At 71.2% G+C, this 25342-nt stretch carries 19 protein-coding genes; 8 read left to right on the forward strand and 11 right to left on the reverse strand.

All coding sequences use genetic code 11. The features are described 5' to 3' along the window. Positions 1-6 precede the first annotated feature (6 nt). Entirely contained in the window at positions 7-3108 is a 3102-nt protein-coding gene (locus ACFVTH_RS04055; protein ID WP_387086974.1) for a M14 family zinc carboxypeptidase, read from the forward strand. 53 nt (positions 3109-3161) lie between these two features. Here the strand turns inward: ACFVTH_RS04055 and ACFVTH_RS04060 are convergent, their stop codons facing one another. From ACFVTH_RS04060 to ACFVTH_RS04075, 4 genes are all read right to left on the reverse strand, one after another. Then, positions 3162-4022, reverse strand: a complete 861-nt coding sequence (locus tag ACFVTH_RS04060) for a 3-hydroxyacyl-CoA dehydrogenase (protein WP_387086976.1) — start codon at positions 4020-4022, stop codon at positions 3162-3164. 67 nt (positions 4023-4089) lie between these two features. Beyond that, positions 4090-4569 carry a MarR family winged helix-turn-helix transcriptional regulator gene (locus tag ACFVTH_RS04065; RefSeq protein ID WP_387086978.1) on the reverse strand — a complete coding sequence of 160 codons (480 nt, stop codon included), beginning with the start codon at positions 4567-4569 and terminating at the stop codon, positions 4090-4092. Between the two features lie 82 nt (positions 4570-4651). Next, positions 4652-5026, reverse strand: a complete 375-nt coding sequence (locus tag ACFVTH_RS04070) for a VOC family protein (protein WP_387086980.1) — start codon at positions 5024-5026, stop codon at positions 4652-4654. Positions 5027-5068: 42 nt separating this feature from the next. Further along, a complete protein-coding gene (locus ACFVTH_RS04075; protein WP_387086982.1) occupies positions 5069-5581 on the reverse strand; it encodes a methylated-DNA--[protein]-cysteine S-methyltransferase in 513 nt (170 codons plus the stop codon). A 113-nt stretch (positions 5582-5694) separates the two neighbouring features. Between ACFVTH_RS04075 and ACFVTH_RS04080 the strand changes: the two genes are divergently transcribed. Then, complete coding sequence (locus ACFVTH_RS04080) at positions 5695-6009, forward strand: DUF1905 domain-containing protein (RefSeq protein ID WP_387086984.1); 315 nt, start codon at positions 5695-5697, stop codon at positions 6007-6009. Positions 6010-6114: 105 nt separating this feature from the next. Next, the gene (locus tag ACFVTH_RS04085; RefSeq protein ID WP_387086986.1) at positions 6115-7215 is read left to right on the forward strand and encodes a hypothetical protein; all 1101 of its coding nucleotides are present in this window, start codon (positions 6115-6117) and stop codon (positions 7213-7215) included. Positions 7216-7681: 466 nt separating this feature from the next. Here the strand turns inward: ACFVTH_RS04085 and ACFVTH_RS04090 are convergent, their stop codons facing one another. The 4 genes from ACFVTH_RS04090 to ACFVTH_RS04105 all read right to left on the reverse strand — a co-directional run bounded on the left by ACFVTH_RS04090 (position 7682) and on the right by ACFVTH_RS04105 (position 13427). Next, the gene (locus ACFVTH_RS04090; protein ID WP_387086988.1) at positions 7682-10894 is read right to left on the reverse strand and encodes an alpha-mannosidase; all 3213 of its coding nucleotides are present in this window, start codon (positions 10892-10894) and stop codon (positions 7682-7684) included. 476 nt (positions 10895-11370) lie between these two features. Then, positions 11371-12624 carry an ROK family transcriptional regulator gene (locus tag ACFVTH_RS04095; protein ID WP_387086990.1) on the reverse strand — a complete coding sequence of 418 codons (1254 nt, stop codon included), beginning with the start codon at positions 12622-12624 and terminating at the stop codon, positions 11371-11373. 90 nt (positions 12625-12714) lie between these two features. After that, the gene (locus ACFVTH_RS04100; protein WP_157422937.1) at positions 12715-13080 is read right to left on the reverse strand and encodes a hypothetical protein; all 366 of its coding nucleotides are present in this window, start codon (positions 13078-13080) and stop codon (positions 12715-12717) included. A 125-nt stretch (positions 13081-13205) separates the two neighbouring features. Further along, the gene (locus ACFVTH_RS04105; RefSeq protein ID WP_387086993.1) at positions 13206-13427 is read right to left on the reverse strand and encodes a hypothetical protein; all 222 of its coding nucleotides are present in this window, start codon (positions 13425-13427) and stop codon (positions 13206-13208) included. A gap of 549 nt (positions 13428-13976) precedes the next feature. Between ACFVTH_RS04105 and ACFVTH_RS04110 the strand changes: the two genes are divergently transcribed. Further along, positions 13977-15086: an epoxide hydrolase family protein gene (locus tag ACFVTH_RS04110; protein ID WP_387086995.1), complete on the forward strand. Its 1110-nt coding sequence runs from the start codon at positions 13977-13979 to the stop codon at positions 15084-15086. Between the two features lie 100 nt (positions 15087-15186). Here the strand turns inward: ACFVTH_RS04110 and ACFVTH_RS04115 are convergent, their stop codons facing one another. Next, positions 15187-18837, reverse strand: coding sequence for an alpha-L-fucosidase (locus ACFVTH_RS04115; protein ID WP_387086997.1), 3651 nt, complete (start codon positions 18835-18837; stop codon positions 15187-15189). Positions 18838-19219: 382 nt separating this feature from the next. On the opposite strand from ACFVTH_RS04115, the gene ACFVTH_RS04120 reads away from it, so the two are divergent. Then, on the forward strand, positions 19220-20908 hold the full coding sequence (locus ACFVTH_RS04120) for a chitobiase/beta-hexosaminidase C-terminal domain-containing protein (RefSeq protein WP_387086999.1): 1689 nt from the start codon (positions 19220-19222) through the stop codon (positions 20906-20908). Positions 20909-21010: 102 nt separating this feature from the next. Here ACFVTH_RS04120 and ACFVTH_RS04125 read toward each other — a convergent pair whose 3' ends face one another. Continuing rightward, a complete protein-coding gene (locus ACFVTH_RS04125) occupies positions 21011-21988 on the reverse strand; it encodes an NADPH-dependent F420 reductase (protein WP_387087001.1) in 978 nt (325 codons plus the stop codon). Here ACFVTH_RS04125 and ACFVTH_RS04130 point away from each other — a divergent pair. After that, entirely contained in the window at positions 21987-22487 is a 501-nt protein-coding gene (locus tag ACFVTH_RS04130; RefSeq protein ID WP_387087003.1) for a CopG family ribbon-helix-helix protein, read from the forward strand. The genes ACFVTH_RS04125 and ACFVTH_RS04130 overlap by 2 nt on opposite strands. 65 nt (positions 22488-22552) lie before the next feature. Next, complete coding sequence (gene glsA / locus ACFVTH_RS04135; RefSeq protein ID WP_387087005.1) at positions 22553-23800, forward strand: glutaminase A; 1248 nt, start codon at positions 22553-22555, stop codon at positions 23798-23800. Positions 23801-23951: 151 nt separating this feature from the next. On the opposite strand, the gene ACFVTH_RS04140 is transcribed toward glsA, so the two are convergent. Then, complete coding sequence (locus tag ACFVTH_RS04140) at positions 23952-24809, reverse strand: hypothetical protein (RefSeq protein ID WP_387087007.1); 858 nt, start codon at positions 24807-24809, stop codon at positions 23952-23954. Positions 24810-24904: 95 nt separating this feature from the next. Between ACFVTH_RS04140 and ACFVTH_RS04145 the strand changes: the two genes are divergently transcribed. Continuing rightward, positions 24905-25312, forward strand: coding sequence for a nitroreductase/quinone reductase family protein (locus tag ACFVTH_RS04145; protein WP_387087009.1), 408 nt, complete (start codon positions 24905-24907; stop codon positions 25310-25312). Positions 25313-25342: the final 30 nt, after the last annotated feature.

Raw genomic sequence — 25342 nt, forward strand, 5'->3', positions numbered from 1 at the left:
CCGCTCATGGCTGGAAATCGCTCCATTCGCACGCGCGTCGGCTTCGTGGTCGCCGCGTTCGCCCTGACCTTCACGATGCTGAGTCCGGTCGGCGCGAGCGCCGCCGAGGACGACGGCGCACTCGACATGTACACGGCCGAGGTGAGCGGCACCGACGAAGCCGAGCTCGCCGCGGGCGGGTTCGATGTCGTGAACCGCACGACGACCGAGAACGGGGTGAGCGTCGACCTGGTGCTCACGGCCGACGAGGCGAAGGCCCTCACGGCGCGCGGTCTCGACGTCAAGGTCAAGAAGAACAAGGACGGCAAGTCGGCCAGGCAGCTGGCCGAGGAGCAGGCCGCCGAGGGGTACGAGGTGTTCCGGTCGTGGGACGAGCCCGGAGGCATCCGCGACGAGCTGTACCAGCTCGCGAAGAAGTACCCGCAGCTGGTGAAGCTCGAGGTGCTCGGCCACACCTACCAGGAGCGCGAGATCATCGCCGTGAAGCTCACGCAGGCCGCGAAAGCGACCCCAGACGGCGCACGGCCCGCGGTGCTCTACAGCTCGACCCAGCACGCGCGCGAGTGGATCTCGACCGAGGTCAACCGGCGGCTGATGCACCACTACATCGACGGCTGGAAGAGCAACGACAAGGAGATCAAGAACCTCCTCAAGAACAACGAGCTGTGGTTCGTCGTCGTGGCCAACCCCGACGGCTACCAGTACACGTTCGACCACGAGCGACTCTGGCGCAAGAACCTGCGCGACAACGACGGCGACGGGCAGATCACGCGGGCCGACGGCGTCGATCCCAACCGCAACTACCCCGAGCACTTCGGCTACGACGAGGAGGGCTCGTCGTCGCAGAGCTCGAGCGACACGTACCGCGGCCCCGAGGCCGGTTCGGAGCCCGAGACGCAGGCGATGATGTCGCTCTTCGACCGAGCCGACTTCTCGTTCCAGGTGAACTACCACTCGTTCGGGCAATGGCTGCTGTACGCGGAGGGCTGGCAGACCGGCACCCCCACCGCCGACGACCCGATCTACTACGCACTGTCGGGCAATCGCGACAACCCGGCGATCCCCGACTTCGAGCCGGGCCTGTCGTCCGACGTGCTCTACGTCACCAACGGCGAGACGACCGACTTCGCCCACGCCCAGCGGGGCACCCTCGCCTGGACGCCCGAGCTCGGCGAGGGATCCGACGGCGGCGGGTTCGTGTTCCCCGACGACGAGGCGCAGGTGCAGGCCGAGTTCGAGCGCGCACTGCCGTTCGCGCTCGACATCGCGAAGTCGGCGGCCGACCCGGATGACCCGGTGTCGCACCTCGGCCTCGAGACCAAGCCCTTCTACCTCGAGAGCGACGACACCTATAAGGCGGGGCTGCCGCTCGCCGACTTCACGTTCGAGTACTCCTACGGCGACCCCCAGGAGGTGCGGGTGATCGCCAAGCGCGAGCTCGGCGACGTCACGCTGAAGTTCTCGATCGAGGGCGGAGACCCGGTGAGCGTGCCGACCGAGGAGTGGACCGGCGGCGACCGCTACGGCGGCACCGGGGCGCACTACCGGGTCGTGAGCGGGTTCGTCACGGGCACCGAGCCCGGCGACGAGGTCGAGGTGTGGTTCGAGGGCGGCGGTGAGACGAGCGACTCGTTCACCTACGAGGCGGTCGAGGAGTCGACCGACGATGTGCTGATCCTCTCGGCCGAGGACTACACGGGCGCCTCGCCCGCGCAGGGCGTCACCGAGCCGAAGTACCTCGACTACTACACGGAGGCGCTGGACGCGAACGGAACGGGCTACGACGTCTACGACGTCGACGCACGGAACCGGATCGCACCCGACGCCCTCGGCGTGCTCTCGCACTACGACGCCGTCATCTGGTACACGGGCGACGACGTCATCACGCGTGAAGTGGGCTCGCCTCCCGGCACCGCATCCCGGCTCGCCATGGACGAGTCGCTCGAGGTGCGCGACTTCCTCAACGAGGGCGGCCGCGTGCTCTACACCGGCAAGTACGTCGGCACGCAGTTCGCCGGTGCCGACTTCCTGTACGACCCGACGGCGGCGAACGCGCCCTGCCGGCTCGACCCGGTCGTGCAGGCACGGTGCCGCGCGCTCGGCGGATCGGGCGACGCCATGAACGACACGCTGCAGTACTGGCTCGGCGCGTACCTCGTCATCGACGACGCCGGAATGGACGATACCGGCGAACTGTTCGACGTGGTCGGCGTCGACACGCCGTTCACCGACCTGAACTGGGGCTTCGGCGACGACAGCGCGCAGAACCAGGACCACAGCAACTCGTTCATCACGACGAGCGGCATCCTCGATCCGCAGCAGTACCCGCAGTTCGAGAGCTGGGTCGCGGCAGGCTGGGACCGCCCGACCGGACCGTTCGAGCCGCACAGCGGCGACGCCTACGCGTACTCCCAGATCGCCGACGTGTCGTACAAGCGACTGACGCGCACGATCGACGTGCCCGCCGGCGGCGGGGAGCTCTCGTTCTGGGCGTCGTTCGACACCGAGGCCGATTGGGACTTCGTCACCGTCGAAGCCCATACGCCCGGTCAGGACGACTGGACGACGCTGCCCGACCTCAACGGCGGAACCTCCGACGGCACGGGCGAGAGCTGCCCGTCGGGATGGCGCGAGCTGCACCCGCACCTCGACCATTACCAGACGTACGACGAGGCCGCGGCCAGCTGCACCGCGACCGGGAGTTCGGGCGACTGGCAGGCCGCGTCGGGCAACTCGGGCGGCTGGAGGCAATGGGCGGTCGACCTCGACGCGTACGCCGGCGGACAGGTCGAGGTGTCGATCGCGTACATCAGCGACTGGTCGACACAGGGGCTCGGTGTCTTCGTCGACGACATCCAGGCGCCGACGGCTGACGGAACGACGTCCTTCGAGAACGGCGACACCGGCGGCTGGGAGGTCACCGGAGCACCCGAGGGGAGCGCGCCGAACCCGAACGACTTCATCATCACGACGGCCGCCGGGTTCCCCGAAGCGGCGGTCGTGGCGACGCCGGGTTCGCTCATGGCCGGGTTCGGCTTCGAGGGCATCTCGGATGAGGCCACTCGGGCGGACTGGATGGGCCGGGCACTGGAGCACCTGCTCGACTGATCCATGAGTCGGCTCGGGGCGGACGGCCATGCGCCGCCCGCCCCGACGGCGTCTCAGGCCCCGTAGCGGTAGAAGCCCTCGCCGGTCGCGACGCCGAGCTTGCCCTGGTCGATGTAGCGCTCCTTGATGAGCGCGGCGAACTCCTGCTGCTTCGGGCCGCCCATCTTCGAGATGTTGTACGCGGTCGTGAGCCCGACGATGTCGTAGATCTGGAAGGGGCCCATCGGCGCACCGGTGCCGATGCGCCAGGTCGCGTCGATCGCCTCGGGCTCGGCGATGCCGTCGACGAGCAGCTGGCCCGCCGCCGAGAGGAACGGCACGAGCAGCGAGTTGAGCACGTAGCCCGGCTGCTCCTTCTTGATCTCGATCGGCACCATGCCGATCGCCTCGGCGAACTCGACGACCGTGCGGTAGACGGCCGGGTCGGTCGCGGGGGTGCCCATGATCTCTGCGGTGTTGTGCGCCCAGATGCGGTTGGCGAAGTGCAGGGCGAGGAACCGGTCGGGCCGGCCCGTCGCGTCGGCGATCGCGCTCGGCAGCAGGGTCGACGAGTTCGTGGCGAAGATCGTGCGCTCGGGCGCGACGGCGGCGAGCTTCTCGTAGGTTGCGCGCTTGATGTCGATGCTCTCGGGCACGGCCTCGATGACGAGGTCGGCGTTCGACACGGCCTCGGCGAGGTCGGCCGAGTAGGCGATGCGTGCGAGGGCGGCCTGGGCTCCGCCGTCGGCGGCGCCCGCGACGCCCTCCTCGACATAGGTTGCGGCGAGCTTCTCGAAGCGCTGCTTCGCCGCGGCGAGCGCGGCGTCGTCGAGGTCGTAGGCGACGACCTCGAGCCCGCGGAACGCGGTCTGGTAGGCGATCTGCGAGCCGAGCACTCCGGTTCCGAGCACGGTCACGTGCTGCACTGCGGTCATGGTGATTCCTTCTTCCTGTTCTGCCCTCGTGGGGCCGGGTCGATGCCCTCGTGGGGCGTCGCGCGCGTCAGTCGTCGGCCGGCGCGTTCGTCTCGGGATGCCTCGGCCGATCGCCGTCGGTCGCGCCGTCGCCGAAGCGGGTGAGGTCGGCGGCGAAGCGTGCGACCTCGTCGTCGCGCCACCCGTCGAGTTGTCGGTCGACGACGCGCTGGAGGAGCTCGATCGCCTCGCGGTACGCAGCCCAGCCGGCCTCGGTGAGCTCGAGCGGACGGCCTCGGCCCGAGGCATCCGCGATCTCGCGCACGACACCGAGGCGGGTGAGGCCCGCCAGCTGGCGTGAGACGGTCGAGCGGTTGAGCCGGAACGCCTCGGCGATGTCGACCGAGCGGCACTCGGGGTGGTCGACGATGTAGCCGAGGATCGACTGGTCGGTCATGCTCAGGCTGAGCGGCGCGGTGCGTGCGTCGGCGACGCCGCGCCGGCTGATGACGATGAGCTCGCGCAGGATCGCCGCGGCGTGCTGCTCACGAGTGCTGCGCTTCGCCATGCCCGACTCCTTCTGTTGTCATATGCAACGCTACGCTCGTGCGTTGCATTCCGCAACAGAAGGAATCGGGCCCGCGGATGCGCTACTGCTCGGACCAGACGCCGAGCACGTTGCCGCTCGGGTCGGCGAAGTGGAACCGGCGACCGCCGGGGAACTCGTACGGGCCGTTCGTCACCGTGCCGCCCGCCGAGACGATCGCCGCGAGCGTGCCGTCGAGATCGTCGCTGTAGAGCAGCACGAAGGGCCCGCCACCGACGACCTCGTCGACGAGCGTGAGCCCGCCGGCCTCTTCGCCGTCGGCCTCGGCGGAGGTGCGGATGCCGGCGTACTCGTCGCCGTACGCGGTGAAGGACCAGCCGAACGCGGCGCCGTAGAACGCCTGCGCGGCGGCGAGGTCGGTGACGGAGATCTCGACATAGTCGATGGTGAGCGGGATGCGGTGGTCGTGGGTCGCCATGTCGTCACGCTGCCACCGCCCACCGACATGCGGCCGGCCCGCCTAGAAGAGCCTGGCCTGCGCGACGACCGGAGCGCCCTCGAGCTCGAGCAGGTACCGCTTGCGTTCGAGGCCGCCGGCGTAGCCGGTGAGCGAGCCGTCGGCGCCGACCACGCGGTGGCACGGCACGATGATGCTGAGCGGGTTGCGGCCCACCGCGTTGCCCACGCGCCGCGCGAGGTTGCGGTCGCCGAGCCGCGCGGCGAGCTCGCCGTACGTCACGGTCGTGCCGAGCGGGATCTCGCGCAGCATCCCCCACACCTCGTGCTGGAACTCGTCGCCGTCGGGCGCGGTCGGCAGGTCGAAGGCGGAGCGGGTGCCGGCCAGGTACTCGCCGAATTCGACGCCGAGCCGTGTGATGAGGGCATCGTCGCGCGCGGCGACCTCGATGCCGGTCGTGCCGGCGACGGGTGGGTGCCAGTGCCCCGGGAAGTAGATGCCGACGAGCGCCTCGCCCTCGGCCACCACGAGCAGCTCGCCGAGCGGCGTCGGCAGGGTGGCATGGCGGCGGGTCATGCCTCCATCCTGCCCCCGATCGCCGGGCGCAGGTCAGCGGGAATCGGACGTCGTGGCGGAGCCGCTCGCCGCACGCCCGGACACCTGTCGGTGGGGCGTTCTACGATGGCGGCATGCCCGATCCTCGCCCCGCCGGCGGCATGCAGGTCGAATTCACCGCCGTGATCTACGAGTGGTCGTCGCGGCGCAACTGGTTCTTCGTCGACGTGCCGCCCGAGCCCAGCGCCGACATCGCAGATCGCCCACGGATGCCTCGGGGCTTCGACTCGGCGCGCGTGACCGCGACCGTCGGCGGCACGACCTGGAAGACCTCGATCTTCCCGGGCGGCGGCACGTACGCGCTCCCGTTGAAGCGCGCCGTGCTGCAGGCCGAGCAGATCGGCGAGGGCGACGAGATCGAGGTCGCCCTCATCGTGCACGACGACTGAGCCGAGCCGGTCGAGCCCCTCGCGGTTCGAGAGTGCCGCGGGCGTCGCCCGTCAGCGCGGGTAACACGAATGAGCGTCGCGACGACGCCGATCTACGATTGCGGGATGCCCGAACTCCCCCGCGTCGCCGGCGCGCACCTCGTCGGATCGATCAACCAGCCGAGTGCGGAGGCGACCTTCCGCGTCGTCGCCGCCGAGCTCGGCGACGACCTCGCACGCGTCCCCGACGGCGAGGTCGGCGAGCGCTTCCACTGGATCCTCTTCCAGGGCGCCGCCTTCGACGCGGTCGCCGGGCTCAGCCGCGTGCCGATCGAGCCGATCGTGGTCGCCGGGTTCGACCTGCGCCCGGTCGTGCTCGACGGCACGGTCGAGCCGGGCGCGCTCGCGTTCGGCCCGCTCGGCTACGCCGACGCGGCGGCCACGAGCTACGCCGATTTCGTGCGCCTGCGCGACGCGGGCGTCATCGCGCGCGACGCCCGCTTCCAGGTATGTCTGCCCTCGCCGCTCGCCCCGGTCACGACGTACGTGGCCCCGGCCGACCGGGCTGCCGTGTACCCGGCCTACGCCGCGGCCCTGGCCGCCGAGCTCGATCGCATCGCCGAGCTCGTGCCGGCCGGCGACCTCGCCGTGCAGCTCGACCTCGCGACCGAGTTCGCGTACCTCGAGGGCGTCAGCCTCGGCGGCGGCCCGCTCGAGGCGTTCTTCGCCGACGGCGGCGCGGATGCCCCGACCCTCGTCGAGGCGATCGCCTCGCTCGCCGCCGAGCTCGCCGACCGTGTGCCCGCCGGCGCGCAGCTCGGATTCCACCTCTGCTACGGCGACGTCGCCGAGAAGCACTTCGTCGAACCGACGGACGCCGGAAGGCTCGTGGCCGTCGCGAACGCTCTGGCCGCGCAGGTCGAGCGCCCGATCGACTGGGTGCACCTCCCGGTGCCGATCGAGCGCGACGACGCCGAGTACTTCGCTCCGCTCGCCGAGTGGAAGCTGCCCGCCGCGACGACCCCCTACCTCGGACTCGTGCACCACGAAGACGGCGTCGAGGGCGCGCTCGCACGCATCGCCAAGGCCCGCGAGGCCTTCGCCCGTGCGGGCGTCGCCGCGTTCGGCGTCGGCACCGAATGCGGCTTCGGTCGCGGCCCCGCCGAGCGCACCGCCGGCCTGCTCGCCCTGCACCACGAGGTGATCGCAGCCGCCGGACGTCAGTAGGCTCCGACCGATCGCTCGGTCGGCGCGCTTACGGCAGGCGGAGTCTTCCTCACGCGCTCCGTCACTGACCCCACCAGCGACTCAGTGACGTAGTCTGCACGGCCGACCTTGCTCGCGCGGTCGAGCCTTCCCCGAGCGCTACGTCACTGATGCCAGGGGCGACTCAGTGACGTAGTCCCGCGAGCAGACTCCCTCCGCGCGGTCGAGCCTTCCCCGAACGTTACGTCACTGATGCCAGGGGCGACTCAGTGACGTAGTCCCGCGAGCAGATACCTCCGCGCGAATCCGAGACCGGCCGGCCTCGGCCGCGGTCGGGCGAACCTCACTCCGCGGACTCTGACACTGACCCGCTGGGCGGGTCAGTGTCGGAGTCCCCGAGGACGGGTGGCGCAGCCCCGCGACCGAGCTCCCCCACGCAGGTCCGCGGGCGGGGCGGCCGGGGCGTCTCGATACGGCGTCGGCGCGCCTATTCGACCACCGGTGACCGCCGCGGGCTGAGGCGCAGGGTGACGATCTGGAAGGGGCGGAGGTCGAACTCCCACGCATTCGGCTCGGCGGAATCGTCCAGCACCACGCCGACGCCTCCGCCGGTCGGGTCGTCGGCGTCGAACGGGCGCTCGAGCAGGTCTGTCGCCATCGCGTCGGCGTCGAAGGATGCCTCGAGCCTCGCGCGTGCGCGAGCGCCGTGCGGCTCGTAGAGGCGCACCACGACGTCGCCGGAGGCATCCTCGGCGAGCTTCACCGCTTCGACCACCGCACCCGTCACCTCGACGAGTGGCGCGATCGACGCGGCATCCACCCCGTCGACCTCGCGCAGCGGCAGGTTCATACGGTAGCCCTCGGCGATCGCGTCGGGGATCGCGGCGCCGGGCATGATCGAGACGCGCAGGCGGTGCTCGCCCTGGTCGGCCTCGGGGTCGGGGTAGCGCGGGGCGCGCAGCAGCGAGAGCCGCGCCGTCGTCACGGTCGCCCCTGGACGCACGGCGTCGGCGTCGCGGCGGATGTCGTGCCCGTACGTCGAGTCGTTCGCGATCGCGACGCCGTAACCGGGTTCGCCGACGTGCACCCAGCGGTGCGCGGGGGTCTCGAATCGGGCGGCATCCCAGGAGGTGTTCGCGTGCGTCGGCCGGTGAATGTGCCCGAACTGGATTTCGCTCGTCGCGCGCTCGGCGTGCACGTCGAGCGGGAAGGCGAGCTTCAGCAGCTTCTGCCGCTCGTGCCAGTCGATCTCGAAGTCGAACTCGAGCGCGCGGGCGTCGGCTCCCAGCGACACGGTCTCCACGATGACGGATGCCCCGAACCGACGGGTGACCCGCACGGCGACCCCGCCGTCGTCGGTCGCCGGCGAGGCTCCGGCGGGAACGATCTCGATCGACTCGGCCTCGCGCAGCTCGACGACGTTGCGGGCGTAGTGGGCGTCGATGTCCCAGGCGTCCCACTGGCTGGGGGTGTCGCGGAAGAGCTGCAGCAGATTGCCCGCCCGCCCCGGCGCGATCGCCTCACGGCCGAGGCGCCCGTCGGGCTCGCGGTGCCGCAGCGAGACGAGCAGTCCGTCGGTGCCGAGCACCGCCTCGAGGTGCGCGTTCGACAGCGTGATGCGCTCGTCCTCGCCGGTCGAGTAGCGAGCGCCGCCCTCGTCGGTCGAGGTGCGGGCGCCAGCGACCGTATCCAGACCGCCCGCGGCACCGCCCAGTCCCGGCACCCCCGACACCGCGTACGGCCCGGCGTTCAGCCGCAGCATCCGATCGCCCGACCCGGCGAGCGCGCGCACCGAGCGCTCGATGACCCGCTCGAGCACCTCGGCGACCTCGGCGTAGCGCCGCTCGGCCTCGCGGTGCACCCACGCGATCGACGATCCCGGCAGGATGTCGTGGAACTGCTGCAGCAGCACCGTCCGCCAGGCCTCGTCGAGTTCGGCCTTCGGGTAGTCGGCGGCGCCGCGCACCGCGGCCGTCGTCGCCCACAGCTCGGCCTCGCGCAGCAGGTGCTCGCTGCGGCGGTTGCCGCGCTTCGTGCGCGCCTGCGAGGTGTAGGTGCCGCGGTGGAACTCGAGGTACAGCTCGCCCGCCCAGACCGGCGGCGCCGGGTACTCGGTCTCGGCCGCCTCGAAGAACTCGCGCGGCGACGACAGCCGCACCTGCGGCGACCCTTCGAGCGAGGCGGTGCGCTGCGCCGAGGCGAGCATCTCGCGGGTCGGTCCGCCGCCGCCGTCGCCGTACCCGAACGGCACGAGCGAGGTGTTCGCGGCACCCTTCTCGGCGTACTGGCGCTCGGCTCGGGCGAGCTCCTCACCCGTCAGCTCTGCGTTGTAGGTGTCGACCGGCGGGAAGTGCGTGAACAGCTCGGTGCCGTCGAGCCCCTGCCAGCGGAAGGTGTGGTGGGGGAATCGGTTCGTCTCGTTCCACGAGATCTTCTGCGTGAGGAACCAGCGCGACCCTGCCGCGCGCACGATCTGCGGCAGCGCTGCGGAGTAGCCGAACGAGTCGGGCAGCCAGACCTCGAGGGGTTCGACGCCGAGCTCCTCCATGAAGAAGCGCTTGCCCGCGATGAACTGGCGCGCGAGCGCCTCCCCGCCCGGCAGGTTCGTGTCGGACTCCACCCACATGCCGCCGACCGGCACGAACGATCCCTCGCGCACCCGCGCACGGACGCGCTCGAACAGCTCGGGGTAGTCGCGCTTGAGCCAGGCGTACTGCTGCGCCGACGAGGCGGCGAACACGAAATCGGGATGCTCCGCGATGAGCGCGTCGACGTTCGAGAAGGTGCGGGCGACCTTGCGCACCGTCTCGCGCACGGGCCACAGCCAGGCGCTGTCGATATGGGCGTGACCGACGGCGTGCACGCGGTGCGAGCTCGCCCAGGCGGGCGCCGCGAGCACCGGGGCGAGGAGGTCGCGCCCCTCCGCCGCGGTGCCGGCGATGTCGTCGGGGTCCATCGCGTCGACCATGCGCTCGAGCGCCCGCACGATCTGCGCGCGGCGCGTGGAGTCGGCGGGCAGCTCGGCCGCGAGCTCGCGGAGCACCCGCACGTCGTGCAGGAGCTCATCGACGGCGACGTCGCGGAGCGCCAGTTCGACGGCGCCGAGCACGTAGAGCGGTTCGTCGCCGGCGGTCTCCCACTCGCCGCGGTGAGTCGGCGCGAAGCTCCAGTCCTGCATGACGTCGGGGTTCGAGGCGGCCTCGAGGTAGACGACGGTCGACCCGTCGCCCGCGTCCGCGCCCGCGCCCGTGCCGATCAGCTCGAGCGGCACCGCCCGGTTGCGCGGCTCGACCGCCTTCACGATCGTGCCGTCGGGTCGCCACACGAGCCCCTCGGCCTGGAACCCGGGCGTCACCGACGAGAATCCGAGGTCGACGACGAGCTCGGGCCGTGCGCCATCGATCGACACCACGCCGCTGCCCCGGGTCGCGACGACCTCGGTCGAGGCGCGGCCGAGCAGCTCAGCCGCCGGCGGCACCACGACCCTGAACCACGTCGTGCCCCACGCACGCCCCCACGCCGTGCCCGGCGAGACGGGCTCGAACCGCTGCTCCACCGCATCCGCGAACGGCACCGGTTCGCCGGGCGCCTCCCACCGCTCGAGCGTCGCGGGCACGCGCTCCCGATATCGGGCGGGTTCGAGGCGCTCGCGTACGAACCGCGCGATGCGCATCTCGACCAGGGCCGAATCGTCATGCATCGGAGGGAGCTCCTATCCCCTGCCCCGGAGCTCCGACGGTGCTGCGCGGGCCGCCTGCGGCGATGCCGGCGAACAGCTGGACGGAGGAGATCCGGAGAGGCAGACGGGCGAACGACCATCGCCCGTGTCGAGAGGTTGCCGGCCGGCGCGGGCGTTCGGGTCGTCCCGCGACGGCCGGCGGTCTACGTGTGCCGACGCCCGGAGGACAACGGAACCGGGCACGACACGACGGATCGCGGTCGAGGTCTCGGAGCGGCCAGCGGTGCGCGAGATCGTTGCATGGTGCTCGTGCTCCTTGCTCGAGTACTGCAGTGCGGGTGCTCCGAATGCGGAAGACGCGATCCGCCCCGGGAGCAAGCCGGCTCCCCCGAACCGTGCTCCGCGGGGCGATCGCAATCCCCTACCGCACATAGTAAATCGAATGGAGTTACTCTGCAAGACCCGACTTCTGCCCGGCGGAACAGGCGTCGACGGGCCTATCCGAGCAGCAGGCGGTCCGCCGTCGGCGCGAAGGTGCGCTCGAGCACGAGGCTGGCGGCGCCGACCGCCGCGACATCCTCGCCGACGCCGGTGCCGACCACCTCGAGGGTGCGCAGCGCGGCGGTGGCGCTGTACTCCGCGAGCCGAGGCGGAACCCGGTGGAGATACCGCACCTCGAGGCGCGACCAGAACGGTCCGCCGAAGACGACGCGGTCGACGTCGAGCAGGTTCGTGATGACGGCGACGGCGCGCGCGGTTCGGTCGGCCGCCAGGTCGAGGATGCCTCCGGCCACCGCGTCGCCCGCCTCGGCCGCCGCGCACAGCAGGTCGAACTGCGCGTCGATCTCGGCCGGCGACTCGTGCGGCGCCGCCGCGCTGATCACGCCGAGCCGCTCGGCCTCCTCGACCATCGCCTGCGGCGTGATCGTGACGGCGATGCAGCCGCGCTGCCCGCACGCGCAGGGCGGTCCGTCGGCGTCGGCGACGATGTGGCCGATCTCGCCGGCGTTGCCGGAGACGCCGCGCACGAGTTCGTCGCCGAGCGCGAGCCCCGCGCCGATGCCCGTGCCGAGGTAGAGGAAGACGAAGGATCCGGTGCCGCTCGCCCCGCCCGACCAGGTCTCGGCGACGGCCGCGGCCGTGACGTCCTTGTCGACGAGCACGGGCAGCCCCGTGGCATCCTCGAGCGCCTCGCGCAGCGGAACGCGATGCCAGCCGTGCAGGTTCGGCGGGTCGACGATGGTGCCGCGCTCCTGGTCGATCGGGCCGGGAGCGGCGAGCCCGAGGCCGACGAGCTTCTCGCGGGCGACGCCCGAGTCGGCGACGAGCGCCTCGACGTGGTCGCGAATGCGCTCCATCACGTGCTCGGGGTCGCTCGCCTCGGGTGTGCGATGTCGCGCGTGCGCGACCACCTGCCCGGTGAGGTCGAGCAGCACGAAGGTCATCACGGCCGGGTCGATGTGCACGCCGACGGCGTAGAGCCCGCCGGGGTTGAGCCGCAGGATCGTGCGGGGCTTGCCGAGGCCCGCGGCGCTCATCTTGCCCGCCTCGACGATGAGCTCGTCATCGAGCAGTCGCCGCGCGATGTTCGATACCGTCTGCGTCGAGAGCCCGGTGAGCTCGACGAGCTCGACCCGGCTGCACCCCTCGGGCGCTCGCCTGATGGCGTCGAAGATCACCGAGCGATTGAAGTCGCCCATGCGCGGCAGGTTGGTGCCGCGACGCGCGGCGGGAGGGGCCGAACCGGCCATCGGCGACCACCTCCCGTCGAGTGCGAGCGCGCTCCTCCGTCGAGTTTGTCACATCGATGGAGAAATTGGGATGGCAGTTCGTGCCGGCGCCTACTGCTCGCCGATGAGGATGCCGCGCTCGCTGGTCTGCGCGCGCACCGCGGCGACGAACTCCTCGAACGCCGACTTGCTCTTCGCGTAGCCGATTGCGCCGCCCTTGACCGCGCCGAGGCCGCCCTTCTCGTCGAAGCGCAGCCAGGTGTTGCCGTACTGGTCGACGCCGATCGCGAAGGTGAACGAGATGTGGAAGCCCTTGCCGGCCATCGCCCCGAGCCACAGGGTCTTGTGCAGGCTGCCCCGCTCAAGCTTGATGCTGCCCTCGGACGGGGTGGTCGCCGTGTACCCGAGCCCCTCGGCGATCGAGATGACGACCGGCACGGTCAGCTGGTCGTCGCCGGAGAGGATGAGCTGCGTCATGGAGAAGGGTCCTGTTCGGGTCGTCGGGTGCGCCGGAATCGGCGAGACGACCCTACCGCGAGCACGAGGCCCGTGACCGCGCCGGGCGACCGCACTGCATCTCCCGCGTTCGCCGGCCACCGCGCTCAGGCGGCCGGGCGAGGCGCGGCGGCTCCGCTGCGGCGGCGCGGCTGCGCTCCCCCGCCGGCGCGGTGCAGGATGCCGCGGCGCCCCGCCGCACGCTCGGCGCGCTCGGCCTCGTCGAGGCGGCGTTCCTGGGCGCGACGGCGACGTTCGTTCACGATCGCGGCTTCGCGCTCGTCGGCGGTCTGGAGCGTCTGTGCGATGTAGCCGACTGCGAGGTTCATGGTCCCGGTTCCCTTCGGTGCGGCGCCGTGGTGGCTGCCTGGACTCAGACTCCTCGCTGAGGTGGGGCGGGTGGATCGGGCGAGTGCCCTATTTCACCGGCGCCGGGCACCTCAGATCACCGGCCCGGGCGCCTCAGACCGCTCGCGCGGCGACTCGAATCGCTCGCGCGGCACCTCGGACCGCTCGCGCCGCAGCTCAGACCGCTCGCGCGGCAGCTCAGACCGTCGGACGTGCGACCCTGACCGCCGGGCGGTGCGTCTCGGACCGCCAGGCGGTGCGCCCGGACCGCCAGGCGGTGCGCCTCGGGCGCCGACCGGGGCACATCCGACCGGTGGCCGACGACCTCTTCCCCTGCAACGTCGGTACCGAAGTACCGAAGTACCGAAGTACCGAAGTACCGAAGTACCGAAGTACCGACGCCCGTCGAAGGGACAGTCGCCCCCGCTTCCAGGACGCGGGCGCCCTCCGCGGCATCCCAGCACCGCGATTCCCATCGCTCCCGAGGTCCGCCCTTCACGGCGTCGGTGGCACCCGGTACCGTCGGGCGCATGAGCGCCCTCGAGCGGTTCGAACTCCACGTCTCCGACGCCGTCCTCGACGATCTGCGCGATCGCCTGAGGCGCACGCGCCTGCTCGACGATTCGCCGCGCGTGCCGCCCTCGGGCATGAACGCGGCCTATCTGCGCGAGCTCGTCGAGTCGTGGGAGGCCTGGGACTGGCGAGCTCGCGAGGCCTGGCTCAACTCGCACCCGCAGTTCATCGCCCCGATCGACGGCGCACAGGTGCACTTCGCGCACCTGCGGTCGGCGCAGCCCGACGCCCCGGCCCTGCTCGTGATGCACGGCTGGCCGCATACCTTCGCGCTGCAGCTCGACTTCGCCGACCGGCTGACCGAGTTCGACGTCGTGGTCGCGAGCCTGCCCGGCTTCGCCTTCTCATCGCCGTACGCCGAGGGGCCGGTCTCCGAGGCGCGCCTGGCGGCGACGATGCACGCGCTCATGACGGAGGTGCTCGGCTACGAGCAGTACTTCACCTACGGCGAGGATGTTTCGGCCAACGTCAGCGACCTCATCGCCGCGAGCTATTCCGAGCACGTCGCCGGCATCGTCGCGACGCACGCGCACTTCCCGACCTCCGCCGAGCGGGCCGCCCTCATCGCTCCGGGCGAGCTCGAGTTCTTCGGCGAGCTCGCCGACCGCGAGTGGCCCGACGGCGCCTACGGCCACGTGCAGCACACCCGGCCCGACGTGCTCGCGACCGCGCTCAACGACTCCCCGGCGGGCCTGCTCGCCTGGATCGCCGAGAAGCTCGTGGCCTGGAGCGACACCCCGCCGGGCGACCCGCGGCTCGTCGAGCAGCGCATCTCCCGCGAGCGCATCCTCACCGAGGCGATGATCTACTGGGTCACCCAGTCGATCGCGAGCTCGTTCCGGCCGTACTACGAAGGGCAGGACGACGGACCCATTCCGCCGACGAGCGTTCCGGCGGCGGTGTTCATCCAGCGCCACGAGGGCGGCTACCCCGAGTCGCTCGCCCGGCGGCACTACCTCGACCTGCGCATCTTCGACCGGCTGGAGGCCGGCGGGCACTTCGCCGCGGCCGAGGTGCCCGACGACCTCGCGGCCCGCGTTCGCGCCTTCGTCGCCGAGCTCGGCTGAACGACTTCACCGACTCCATCGGCTTCCCCGCCGCTACCGAAGCAGACGACACAGGGATGCCCCGGGCCGGAGCCCGGGGCATCCCCGTCTCTTCTCGCGGTCAGTCGCTGTCGCAACCGTCGCCCGACCCTGCCGCCGCGGCGGGGGTCACGACGAGCCGCGTGCTCGCCGAGGCATCCCCTGCGGTGGCGGTCAGCGTGCGCAGGCCGGGCTTCGTGATCGGCAGCGCGACCGTCGCCGTGCCCGAGCCGTCGGCGCCGGCGGTGACGGTGCCGAGCTCGACGGCGAGGCCGTGCTTCGGCGTCTTCGGGGCGAGCGCGAGCTCGACGGTCGCGCCGCGGGCGAACCCGGCGACGGCGATCTCGAGCTCCTCGCCCATCGCGGCCTTGCACACCGTGAGCGTGACCGCCTCGGCTCCGGGCTCGACCGGGTTCGGCAGCTCGACGACCCAGCCCTGCGCGGCGAGCGGGCCGAACACCTCCTCGAGGGTGCGGTCGCCGAAGCTCGGCTCGACCTCGCCGTCGATGACCGACACGACGATCGGGTCGTCGGCGGTGCCGTAGCCCCAGAACGGCGTCGACGAGTCGGCGCACTCGCCGCCCGACTTCACCTTCACCTGCGCGCCGACCGCGAGCTCGGCGGTGCGGAACTGCTCGAGCGAGGTGAACGGGCGCTCGGCGCTGCCGTCGCCCGCGGCGGGCGCCGCGCAGTCGAGGAAGACCTCGCTGAGCTTGCCCGGGTCGTCGGCCAGCTGCTCGTAGAGAGCGAGCTTCGCGAGCGAGTACGGCGCCCGCGCCTGGTCGATCGAGACGCGGAACTTCTGCGCCGTGACCGCCTGCGGCAGCGTCACGATGCGGCTGACGCCGATCGTGCCGGCCTTCGCGACCTCGACCCAGGCTCCGTCGACCTCGGCGTCGATCGAGAACTTCTCGACGACCTGCCCGTGGTCGAGCACGCCCTCGGCGAGCTCGATGCGGCGCACCGACTTCGGGGCACCGAGGTCGATCGTCACGTCGCCCGGCTCGGCGGTCGAGCTGAGCCACGACGAACGGCTGTTGCCGTCGGTCAGGGCGGCGGATGCCTCGCCGTCGGCGCCGACTGCGACCGGCAGCCCGAGGGCGTGGTCGAGGGAGAGCGCCTTGCGCCGCTCGGCCGCGAACCCGTCGAGCGCGGTGACCGACGCGGGGGCGAAGGTGCCGGTGGTCGTGGGCGGGGTGTTGAGCAGCATGACCGAGTTGCGCCCGGTCGTGCCGAGGTAGTGGCCGAGCAGCGCCGACGGCGTCTTCGGCGTGTCGGTCGGGTGCGCGAACCAGCCCTGGGTGAGCTTCATGTCCGACTCGGTCGGCCACCAGTGCAGTGCGTTCGCGCCGCTCTGGACGGCCGACTGCAGCATCGCGGCCGAGCCGACCTGCTCGAAGGTGCCGCCCCCGACGACGCCGATCTTGCCGCCGTCGCCGGCGTCGCTGATCGGCACGGGCGCCCACTCGTCCTGGCGGGCGGTGCCGCTCTCGTTGCCGACCCAGCGCACGTCGCGCCCGCCGACCGCGACGACCGCGTTCGGCTGCAGCTTCGAGATGAGGTCGTAGAAGGCCGGGTAGTCGTAGAACTCCTGCTTGCCGGTGTTGCCCTGAGCACCGTCGAACCAGACCTCGTCGACCTCGCCGTACTGCGTGAGCACCTCGTAGAGGGTGTTGAGGAAGAAGGCGCCGTAGTCGGTCGCCGGGTACTCGAAGCTCGGCAGGTCCTTGCCGGCGCGGTCGTCGCCCTCGACGAGGGTCGGGATCGTGCGCGGCGTCTTGGCGCTGCCGTTGCCGAACACGCCGAACTGCTCCTCGTGCGAGTCGGCGGGCGACATGTAGAGGCCGACCTTCATGCCGTACTTGTGCGCGGCGGTCGTGAAGTCGCGCACGATGTCGCCCTGGCCGTCCTTCCACGGCGTCGAGGCGACGTCGAAGTCGGAGTAGCGCGAGGGGTAGAGCAGGAACCCGTCGTGGTGCTTGAGCGTGAGGATCGCCATGCGGTGCCCGCTGTCGCGCAGCGACTTCACCCACGCGTCGACGTCGAGCTCGCCGCTCGGCTGGAACCGCCCGAGGTCCTCGGTGCCGTGGCCCCACTCCTGGTTGTAGAAGGTGTTGATGCCGAAGTGCACGAAGGCGGTGAGCCCGAGCTCCTGCCAGTCGAGCTGGGCCTCGGTGGGCCGCACGAGCGCGGCCTTCGCGAGCACGTTGGCCGGGCAGTCGGCGCTCGTCACCTGGATGTAGTTCGCGGGCGAGATCTCGCCGAGCGGCAGGCACGGCATCGGCTCGTCGAGCTCCTGGTAGCGGAAGGCCGCGTCGTCGAACTCGCCGTTGAGCAGCGCGAAGCGCGTGCGCTCGACCGTTCCCTTGAAACCGCGGTTGCCGATCGCGGCGACCTCGTTGCCGATCGCGAGGGTCTGGGTCGCCTTCGCGTTGCGGGTCGAGGGCGCGGGTGCGGTGACCTCGGGCAGCTCCTTGCCGTCGAGCCAGGCGACGACCTTCGTCTCGGTCTCGCCGGGCACGTAGGCGAGCGAGAGCACGTGCGCCTGCCCGGCGGCGGGCAGGGCGACCTTGCCCATGTAGTCGCGCCAGGTGCCGCCGACGTTCGCGCTGAAGCCGTACTGCAGCCCGTCGCTGCGGTAGCGCGCGCTCAGGTTGCCGCCGACGGCGGCCACCGTCGCGAGGTCGGCCTGCGCACCCGAGGCGGTGAACTCGGTCTCGATCACGAAGGCCCGGTCGAGGGATGCCCCGGTGAAGAGCTCCTCGCTCGCGGTGAAGTCGGCCGCCTGATTCGCGCCGCCGAGCTGCAGGTCGCCGCCGCTCACGCTCGCGGTGCTGCGCAGTGCGACCGAGCCGTCGACGCGTTCGCCCGCGGCCGGCGCGTACGCCGAGGCATCCGCCGAGCCGTCGAACTGCACGTCGAGCAGGGTCGTCGTGATCGGCGCCGGCTGGAACTCGAAGAGCTCGGGGTCGTAGGCTGCGACGTCGCCGACGACGCGCACGTGGCCGAGGTCGCCGACGATGCCGCGGCCGGCGCCCGCGGGGTGCACCTCGTTGCCGAAGCCGAAGGCCTTCTGGGCGGCGGAGTGCACGCCGACGCCCGCATCGGCGGCGAGGGTCTGCAGTTCGACGCCGTCGAGCCAGGTGTGCAGCTCGGCGCCGTCGTCGGTCGTCACGTACTGCACCGAGAGCTGGTGGGCGACGCCCGCGGCCGGGGCCGGCGCCTCGCCGCGGTGGCTCGACCAGCTCGAGCCGTCGTACGAGTCGAAGCCGTAGACGAGCTTGCCGCCCTGCGTGCGCACGTAGAGGTTGCCCGCCGCCGAGAGGATCGTCGACATGTCGGCCTGCGCCCCGGTCGGCGTGAACTCGACCTCGGCGAGGAAGCCCGGCGTCGGCGTCGCGCCGCCGAACGAGAAGTCGGCCGCCTCGAAGCGGATGCCCTCGGTGCCGCCGTGCAGGCGCACGCCGCCGGCGGCAAGCTGCTCCTCGCCGCCCGCGAGCCGGCGCACGACCCCGCGCATCGACTCGCCCTCGGTGGTCGTGTACGCGGTCGTGCCGACGAGCGAGCCGCCGAAGCGGATGTCGAGGTCGTCGCCCTCGGCCGCACTCGCGATGCCCGCGGGGGCGAGCCCCGTGAGGGTGACGCCGAGTGCGGCGACGAGGGCGAGGACACGGCGGCGGGATGGTGCGGCGCGTGGTGGTCGTGGTGCGGTCGTGGTACTCGGCTCGGTCATCGTCAACGTCACTCCAGTAGCTGATCACTCGCGGGCGGCGACACTGCCGCCCTGCCGGGGAGCGTAGTAGTTATCCGATGTTTAAGCAATGACGATCGAACTGATCGCACCAATCGGGCCGAATCTCGCCTCGCGCACGGTGTTGGGCTGCGTATTTCATCGGATCTTTGCCGACGAAATTCTCGCGCGCGAGCAGTTGTCCGAACAGCTTCGGCGTGCCCCCACCGGCGGTTCAGCCGTCGGCCCGACGCCGTCCACCGGCTGTTGTCCGCCGGTTAATAGCGTCGCCTGCGTCGACGACGCGCGGTGCGCACCTGCCCGGGCGACCGTCACCGGCCGAATCGCGCCGATGCACGAGACATCCACGAAGGAACGGAACATGATGCCAGCGAAGCGAACGTTCGCCACCGCCTGCGCCCTCACCGCAGGCGCCCTCCTCGCGGCGGGCCTGCCCGCCGGTGCGGCGATGGCCGCCCCGAAGCCGCTCGACGCCCCGGTGTTCAGCGAGCCGGGCGGCCGCTACACCGGGTCGACGACCGTCGAGCTCAGCTCGCAGCCGGGAACGAAGATCCACTACACGCTCGACGGCTCGACGCCGACGAAGGACAGCCCGCAGTATCGCGGCCCCATCACCATCGACGAGTCGACGAATCTTGCCGCGATCGCCGTGCGCGGCCGGTTCGTCTCCGAGACCGAGATCGAGGGCTACGTCGTGAAGTCGGCCGAGGAGCCGAAGCTCTCGTTCGTCGTCATGAGCGACGTGCACACCTCGTCGCTCTCCGAGGTCAACCGGGCGCGCTGGGCGGCGAACTTCGACACGCTGAAGACGCTCGTGCCCGACCCCGACCTGATCATCTCGAACGGCGATCAGATCAACGACAACAACTGGAACACCGCCCCCGACCACCAGGTCGTGCGCACCATCTTCGAGGAGAACCTCGACCGCCTCGACCTCGCCGACACCCCGGTGCTCATGACGCATGGCAACCACGACGTGCGCAACTCCGACATGGCGCAGTACTACCCGGCCGACTGGTTCCCGGGCGGCGCCACCGGCTACTACGAGCGGAAGGTCGGCGACTCGACGTTCCTCATCGTCGACACCGAGGCGTACTCGGGCGCGCAGCGCACCTGGCTGAAGTCGCGCCTCGCGGCGCTGACCGCGGAGCCGGGTGCCGTCGACGAGCCGGTGTTCGTCGTGGGACACCGCCCGACCTCGGGCACCATCATGGACGGCGCGCAGTCGTCGAACCCGGCGCTCAACGCCGACCTCTCGGCGTTCCCGCAGGCGGTCTACTTCTCGGGCCACTCGCACCTGCACCTCAACGACGAGCGCTCGATCTGGCAGGGCAGCTACACGGCGGTGAACGACGGCTCGATGTCGTACACCGAGACCCCGCACGACGCATACCAGGTCTACGGCGACGCCCTCTACGACGAGTTCACGATCGCGACCGCGCAGGCCCTGGTCGTCGACGTGTACGACGACCGCACCGAGATCGAGCGCATCAACTTCGCTGCCGAGCCCGAGCGCACCTACACGCTCGACGGCACCTGGGGCCAGTACCAGCAGGATGCCCCGTTCGACAGCGCCGGCACCCTCGCGGGCCGCACGTGGACGGTGCGCCTCGACGGCTCGACCCCCGAGGAGGTGCGCGCGAACTTCGACTACACGCGCGCCGCCCGCGACGCGGTCACTCCGGTGATGACCGGCACGCCGACCGTCACCGTCAACGGGGCCGGCACCTCGGTGCTGCGGGTTCCCGCGGCGAGCGACGACAACACCGTGTACGGCTACGACGTGCGCGTGAAGGATGCCGCGAGCGGCGCCGCGGCGCTGCCGATCCGTGCGGGCGCGAAGGTGCTGTCGGACTTCCAGTTCGCGCCGCGCCCGTCGGTGCTCGAGATCCCGCTGGCCGTCATCAACGGCCGCCTGCCCGGCACGAAGGTCGGGCTGACGACCGGCACCGCGTACGTCGCCGAGGTCACCGCGGTCGACATGGTCGGCAACCGCTCGGAGACGGTGACGGTCGAGTTCGTCGCGGGCGTCGCGTCCGACGAGGAGGACTGACCCTCCGTCGGTGAGGAGCGCCGGCGCGAAGCGACGACGCGTATCGAAACCACTGCCCGCACGGGGTGGTTTCGATACGCGTCCGACTTCGTCGGGCGCTGCTCAACCGGCGTCGGTCCGGCGCTCCGCCTTCGCGAGGTTCGCGACGAGCTCGTCGCGGGTCTGGGCACCGGCCGAGTAGGCGGGCTGGTCGCGCTCGACGCGCCAGCTGTCGTCGAGCGGGCCGACGTTCACGGTGTCGAAGCCGAACTCGTCGTAGAGCGAGGTGACGAAGGCCGCGGCATCCTCGTGGTCGCTCGACGTCGCAAGCGCGCGACGGGCGGGGTCGCCCGCCGGGCGGCCCTCGGTCGTGATGTCGGCGGCGACGATGTGGTTGAAGCCCTTCGCGACGTGGCTCGTCGGCAGGTGCTTCTGCAGCATGCCCGTGACGGTGTCGCGGCCCTCGTCGAGGGCGGGCACGTGGCCGTCGCGCTCCCAGTAGTAGTTGTCGGTGTCGATGACGATCTTGCCGGCGAGCGGCTCGACCGGGATCGACGCGTACGCCTTGAACGGCACGGTCACGACGGCGATGTCGGCGGCCGAGGCGGCCTCGGCCGCGGTGGCGGCGCGGGCCGACGGGCCGAGCTCGGCGATGAGGCCCTCGAGCGTCTCGGGTGCGCGCGAGTTCGCGATCACCACCTCGTATCCGCTCTTCACGGCCGCGCGGGCGACCTGGCTGCCGATGTGTCCTGCACCGATGATTCCGAGAGTGGTCATGCTGGATGCAACGCGGCGCGCGCGTCGATGTTCCCGGCTGCGTGCGGGGCGGGCACCGCTCGACGCATCCCGCCGGCCGACCCCGACCGTGGTCGACTCGTCCTCCCCAGCGAACGCTTCACGAGATGTGGCCCGGTCGACGCGCCGTCTCATCTCCGCGCATGGCTGGAGTGGGAGCATCCATTTGCGCGGGCCGACCACAATTCCACATGACCACACTCGGGCCGACCACAATTCCACCTTTCCACACGGTCCGCTGAGCGATACCTCGACCCGTGCTGACCACCGCGCGCCGTCGAGACGGAGAGAGCAGAGGAGCACCATGCCGACACGATCGATCCGGGTCGATGACGAGACCCACCGTGCGATCACCGAGCTCGCGTACCTGCTCGACGCCACGAGGACGTACGTGATCGCCGACGCGATCGCCGAGTACGCCGAGCGTCGCGGGTCGATCGTCCGCATCGCCGGGAAGGTGACGTTCGACGAGCTTCCGGTCGCCGATCGGCTCGCACTCCGACGTGACGAACTCATCCGGGTGTTCGCGAAGCGCGAGGCGACCGACATCCGCGTGCTCCACCTGGGCGACGAGTCCGGCGACGGCGAGCACGATCCTGACGACGATGCTCCCTGGACTCCCCCGCGCCCGCTCGAGCTGCTCGTCACGACCGCGCTGCACCGCGGCAGCGGGGAGGCCTACCAACTCGAGTCGATCGCCTCGAAGCTGCTGCGCACGCGAGTGCACGTCGAATCGGCGACGCGCCTCGAGCTGTTCGACAAGCCGGCGCTCGAACGGGCGCGGGCCGGATCGACTCCGCTCTGACGGTACGCGTCGGAGCTCTCGGTCGGCCCTACTCAATCCGCCGGTGTCGGTCGTAGGCTGACCGCATGGCTGCCGCTCTGGGGGATCCGGTTCGTCACGCGCTCGAGTCGGTGCTCGATGCCGTTCGAGATCGCACCGACGGCGAGGTCGCGTCGTACATTCCCGAGCTCGCGAAGGTCGAGCCCGAGCAGCTCGGCGCGGCACTCGCGAGCACGCACGGCGTCGTGCACGAGGCGGGCGACGTCGAGGCGGAGTTCACGATCCAGTCGGTGTCGAAGCCGTTCGTGTTCGCGCTCGCGCTCGACGCGCTCGGGCTGCACGAGGTGCGCACGCACGTCGACCTCGAGCCGAGCGGCGAGCCGTTCAACGCCATCAGCCTCGACGAGGCATCCGGCCGCCCGCGCAACCCGATGATCAACGCGGGCGCCATCGTGATGACGTCGCTCATGCAGGGCGACACCGCCGAGGAGAAGTTCGCCGTCGTGCGCGCGGGCCTCGATCGCTTCGCCGGGCGCGACCTCCAGGTCGACGAGGAGGTGTTCTCCTCCGAGGCATCCACCGGCGACCGCAACCGCGCGCTCGCCTACCTGACCCGCTCGGCCGGCACCCTCGGCTCGACGGTCGAGGTCGCGACGACGGCGTACTTCCGCCAGTGCTCGCTCACCGTGAACGCGCGCGACCTCGCGATCATGGCGGCGACGCTCGCGACGGGCGGCGTGAACCCCGTGACCGACGAACGCGTCATCAGCGAGGATGCCGCGCGCTGGACCACCGCGGTCATGACGAGCTGCGGCATGTACGACGAGTCGGGCGACTGGATGGTGCGCGTCGGCCTCCCCGCGAAGAGCGGCGTCGGCGGCGGCATCGCCGCGGTGCAGCCCGGACAGTTCGGCATCGGCGCCTTCAGCCCGCGCCTCGACGCGCGCGGCAACAGCGTGCGCGGCGTCGCGACCCTCGAGCAGCTGTCGCAGCGCCACGGCCTGCACATGCTGCAGCACCACGGGGCGCCGCTGTCGCCGATCGCGTCGCTCTCGCGCGAGGGCGCTTCCGGCGCCGGTGGCGACACCGTCGCGATGCTGCGCGGCGAGATCCTGTTCTCGGAGGCGGAGGAGATCCTCACCCGCCTCGCTCCCCTGGTCGGCGATCACGGATGCCTCGTGCTCGACTTCACCGCCGTGACCCGTGTGGCGGCGGGCTCGCGCAAGATCTTCAGCGCCCTGCCCGAGTCGATGGGTCGCCTCGACGACGGCCGCCCGCGCGTGGAGGTGCGCGACCCCGACGGGGTGCTGGATCACCCGGCTACCGCTGGTTGAGTAGCGCCCGACGAAGTCGGACGCGTATCGAAACCCGAAGCTTCCTTCCGGCTCAGTACGCAGGGAAGCGTTTCACGGCGAGGAGCTGGTCGATCTCCGCATGCGCCTCAGGTATCGACACTTCGTCGGGGTGCATCATCTGTCTCGTGACTCACATCGCCGGCGTGAGCGCGAGGACGAGACGATCGTCGACCGCGGTGCGGATCTGATCGAACTGCGAGTCGTCGGGGCATTCGATCGTGTACATGATGCCCTCGCCGATGCTCGGGAAAGCTCGTGCGACGGCGACCCCCGAACTCCCGTCGTGGCTGAGGTCGACGGCGACGGCATCGGTGTACCCCCAGGTCTTTCCGTCGGCGCTGACCGTCGTGAGGTACTCGTCGACCGCATCGGTGTCGGCGAACTCGCCCGGGACCTTGGATCGGAGCAGGGCGATGCTCGCGATGCGGTCGCCGTGGGTGACGTCGATGGCCGACAACGCGGCGTTCGCGAACCAGACGCGGCATCCGGTCTCGGGGTTCTCATACGCGAGATCGAGCTCGTTGACGTTGCTCTCACCGGCACCGCCTGCCGGCTCCCAGTTCGCGTCGTCCTCGAAGTAGTCGATCACCCACGTGTAGGCGTCTCCACCCAGGCGGACGTCCCACGGCAGATCCGCGGGGATCTCGGCCGAGAGCGTGCTCTTCGTCCGGTCTTCCTCGTCGCTCGACTGCTCACCCGTGCCGGCTCCCGCGGCGGCCGTCGTCGCCTGGCTGAGGATCGACATAAGCGACCAGGCGCCGAAGCCCGAGAGGGCGAGCAGCACCAGCACGGCGACGACGATCGCCGCAGTGATCCACGCGACGAATCCCTTCGATCGGGCAGGGCGCGGCGGGCGCGGCGGCGCGAGCAGCGATGCCGTCGGCGGGGCGTACGTCGGGTACGGCTGGATCATCGGCTGGGGCGAAGTCGGCTGCACATCAGGCGGCTGCCAGGCCGACGGCTGCGTCGGAGTCGGGTCGTCGATCACGGGTTCTCATTCGGGGTTCGAGCAGGGGCGCTGAGGATCGATCGTAGTGCCGAGCGGCGGTTCACAGATGCGCGCGAACTCGCGAGAATCGGAGCATGGCCATGGGGTGGTTCAAACGCGGCTGGCTGACGTTCATCCAGCACACGCTGAACCCGCTCACGCTCGCGATGGCGCGGCGCGGCCTCGGGCCGTTCGCCCTCATCCGGCACACGGGGCGCAAGAGCGGGCGCACGTTCGAGACGCCGCTCATCCTCGCGCGGGTGCCCGAGGGGTTCGTCGCCGAGCTCACCTACGGCCCCGAGGTGAACTGGTACCGCAACGTCGCGGCGGCCGACCGCGCGACCGTCGTCTGGCGGGGGCGCGAGTTCACAGTCGCCGGCATCGAGCCGATCGCGACCGCCGCCGGCCTGCGCGCCTTCGGCCCGCCCGCCTCGTGGGTGCTGAGGCTGCTGCGCCGGCACGAGTTCCGGCTGCTGCACGAGGTGCGTTCAGAGATCCGGTGAGCCTGCCAAGAACGGGCACCGAGCGCACGC

Origin of the sequence: Agromyces sp. NPDC058104 (assembly GCF_042884835.1) — a bacterium.
Classification (GTDB): domain Bacteria; phylum Actinomycetota; class Actinomycetes; order Actinomycetales; family Microbacteriaceae; genus Agromyces.